Consider the following 3,554-nt stretch of genomic DNA (forward strand, 5'->3'; position numbering starts at 1 on the left):
GGATTATTCTGTTTAATTTGTTAACAAATCACCGAGTTGGTTTCGCTGCCACCTACCCCGTTAAATAAAAAGACACCGCAGCGGGCTGCGGTGTCTTTTTGCCAAAAATGGAAAGCAGATCACATTACGACTGGCGCAACAGCTGATCCTTGAGATTGGGCGGCACCCCCTTGATGGTCAGGGTATCGGTCTGGGGATCGTAGAAAATCCGGCTGTTGAGCAGCTTCTGCTCGAAGCTCAACGTCAGCCCGCCACCGGAGCCGACGAACTTGGTCAGCCCGCGCAGGGTGGAGCGGTCGGCCGGGAAGCGCTCTTCCAGCTCGTACTCCTGACCGATGAAGCTGTAAAAATCGAGATCGCCTTCCCCTGCTTCTTTTGAAGAGAGCTCCGCCGACAGCTCCCTGATCTCGATCTCTTCACCGGCGCTGGCCTGCTCGGTGCAATATTTGAAGACCTGTTTCTTGTAGTCGTTGCGCTCGGCCGGTTCGAGCTGGCGGCTGTCGCAATAGTCGTCCACCGCCTGCAGCAGCCCCTTGTTCTGGATCTTGGCATCCATCCCCTCGCGGGCACCCAGCAGATCCATGAAAAAATCACCCAGCTTGCGACCGACCCGGCCCTTGCTGAAGGTGATGTAACGGCGCGAATCAGCCTGGGTTTTCCATTCGGTGAGATCGATGCGGGCCACCAGGTTCAATTTGCCAATATCCAGATACTGGATGTGGCGCAGCTCCAGCGCCTCGCTGACGGTGACGCTCTCCTTGCCCTCCAGCAGGGCGATCATCAGATAATCCACCCCCACGTAGTTGTACTTGGCAAACAGCAGCACCCCCTGCTCGTCGAGGGCGTGCTCCACCAGCTGTTTAACCAGTAGCTGGGTCATCTCCACCGAGAAGGGCACGAATTCGAGCTGCTCGTCCAGCAGCTTTTCCAGCGCGATGCGAAAAAGGGGAGAGGGCTGTTTGGGGGCCTCTTCCCCCTCTGCCAGCTCGGCGACGGCGGCCTCGGGGTCGGCGAAGAAGCCAAAGCCCTTGCCCCCCTTGCCGTTGTAAATGCGGTGCAGCTCCGCCATCAGCCCCTGTACCGCCTCATCGGCAGGCAGAAGCTGGCTGCGGGTGTCGGCGTGAGGTTGACCATCGCCGCCCTGGCGCAGGGAGTGAAGAATGATCTTGTCGATATCGAGACTCATGTCACAAAGCCATAGTGTTAGCCGAAAGGGTGAAGTATTATAAGGCGCTTTGAACCGAGATGAACCCAAGATTATGCCCATCGTATCAAAGTACAATAACGAGCAGTTTGACGCCCTGATGAACGACCTGATCACCGCCCTGGAGAAGCACAAGGCGCCGGTGGACCTCAGTCTGATGGTGCTCGGCAACCTGACCACCAACATCATCAATGGCATGGCCCCGGCCCAGCGTCAGGCGATCACCGAGAAATTCATCCAGGCGCTCACCGCCTCGGTCGATCATCGCCACGATGCTCATTGAGTCTCTTCGCATTCTTTGATGTTTTTCAAGCAGATGGATCACTATGGTCGAAACCGGCAACCCCTATCGTGATAATGTCTCTCGCCTGATCACCTGGGGGCATTGGTTCTCCTTCTTCAACATCATTCTGGCCATGCTGATCGCCACCCGTTATCTGGGGGCGATCAGCTGGCCATCGACCACGCTCGGCGTGACCTATCTCATCATCAGCTGGATCGGTCACTTCTCGTTTCTGAGCTTTGTCACCTACCTGTTGACGATTTTCCCCCTGAGCTTCGTGTTGCCCAGGGAGAAACCATTGCGCTTCATCTCCGCCATCATCGCCACCCTGGCGCTGGTGCTGCTGCTTATCGACACCCAGGTGTTCCAGCTGTTCAAGTTCCACCTCAACGGTCAGGTGTGGCAGCTGCTGCTGGATCAGGCCCAGACCGAGGAGGGCTCGATCTGGAGCATCATCTTCGTGGCGGTGCCCACCATCTTCCTGGTGCAGCTGCTGCTGTCGGCCTATGTGTGGCGCAAGATCAACAAGCGCAAGCGCCGTCAGTACGGCAATCAGGTGGGGCTGGCCCTGCTGGTCTGCTTCATCCTGACCCACGTGGTCAACAGCTGGGCCGATGCCACCCTGTATCAGCCCATCACCATGCAGCGCGCCAACTTCCCGCTCTCCTACCCCATGACCGCCAAGAGCTTCCTTGCCAAGCACGGCTGGCTGGATCTGGATCAGTACGAGAAGAAGGCCGAATCCCAGGATGTCGACGGCGCGAGCCGACTGCGCTACCCGCTGCGCCCGCTCAGCGTCAACGCCCCGCAGAGCCACAAGAACCTGCTGATCGTGGTGGTCGACTCCCTGCGGGCCGACATGCTCAACAACATCAACATGCCCAATCTGCAGCGCTATGCGGATCAGCACCTCAACTTTGCCAACCACATGAGTGGCGGCAACGATGACGTCATGGGGATGTTCAGCCTGTTCTACGGCTTGCCGGGCCACTACTACGACGACATTCGCAACGACAAGACCCCGCCGGTGCTGTTCGACGAGATGCTGCGCCAGGACTACCAGTTCGGCCTGTTCGGTGCGCTGGAAGATGCCCAACAGTATCGCCAGAGCATCCTCTCCGGCCTGCGCAAGCAGGTGTTCGTCTCCGAGCAGACCGACGACACCCGGCTCATCGGCGACTGGCAGCAGTGGCTTGCCAAGCGCTCCCCTGACCGTCCCTGGTTCTCGCTGGTCTATCTGTCGAGCCCGGGCGATTATCAGCTGCCTGCTGACATCAAGGGGCCCTTCCAGCCGGAGCTCACCAAGTTCAACCCGGCCACCGCCTATCAGGCCGAAAACCTGCAAAAGCTGGAGAACCGCTACAAGAACTCGGTCTTCTACACCGATCAGCTGCTGGAGCAGATGCTGACCCAGCTGCAACAGCAGGGGCTCAGTGAACAGACCATCGTCGTGGTCACCTCCAACCATGGCCAGGAGTTCAACGATACCCTGAGCAACAGCTGGGGCTATGGCACCAACTACTCGCCCTATCAGGTGCAGGTGCCCTTCGTGCTGGCCTGGCCGGGCAACGAGAGCCAACCCCGCAGTCAGGCGAGTAGCCACCTGGACCTGGTGCCGACCCTGATGCAGGGAATGCTGGGGGTGCGCAACCCGCCGCGGGACTACAGCATAGGTCGCAACCTGTTCGACAACAGCCCGCGCAACTGGCTGCTGGCAGGGGATCAACGCGACTTTGCCATCTATCAGGGCAACACCATCACCCACTTCAACAAGCAGGGTGACTTCGAGCTGCTGGAGCGCAACAGCTACCGTCCCATCAAGCACGGCACCCCGGACATGGGGGTCATGATCCAGGTGATGAACGAGCTGAACCGCTTCTACCGCGCCCCCTGAGGCCCGTCCTGTATCCCTTGAAAACCCGCTCCTCGAGCGGGTTTTTTATTGCCGCCAAGGTCTGTGCAGGGTCTGCCAACCCCGTTGACCTAGCCGCTTTCGTCCGCCCCCGCCTCATCACCCACCCTGCTTGCCAGACCATCTCCGACGCAAACGTTGGCCCACTTTGCTAC

Annotated in this window: 3 protein-coding genes; 2 read left to right on the forward strand and 1 reads right to left on the reverse strand. The window is 59.1% G+C overall.

What is annotated here, in order from left to right; translation table 11 throughout:
* Positions 1–124: 124 nt before the first annotated feature.
* On the reverse strand, positions 125–1,186 hold the full coding sequence (gene yejK, locus CAK78_RS10230; protein ID WP_026140927.1) for a nucleoid-associated protein YejK: 1,062 nt from the start codon (positions 1,184–1,186) through the stop codon (positions 125–127).
* Between the two features lie 73 nt (positions 1,187–1,259).
* On the opposite strand from yejK, the gene CAK78_RS10235 reads away from it, so the two are divergent.
* Positions 1,260–1,487, forward strand: a complete 228-nt coding sequence (locus CAK78_RS10235) for a YejL family protein (protein ID WP_005299589.1) — start codon at positions 1,260–1,262, stop codon at positions 1,485–1,487.
* Between the two features lie 43 nt (positions 1,488–1,530).
* The gene (locus CAK78_RS10240) at positions 1,531–3,381 is read left to right on the forward strand and encodes a DUF3413 domain-containing protein (protein ID WP_094697190.1); all 1,851 of its coding nucleotides are present in this window, start codon (positions 1,531–1,533) and stop codon (positions 3,379–3,381) included.
* Positions 3,382–3,554 lie beyond the last annotated feature (173 nt).

Source organism: Aeromonas sp. A35_P (assembly GCF_002259925.1).
Lineage (GTDB): Bacteria > Pseudomonadota > Gammaproteobacteria > Enterobacterales > Aeromonadaceae > Aeromonas > Aeromonas dhakensis.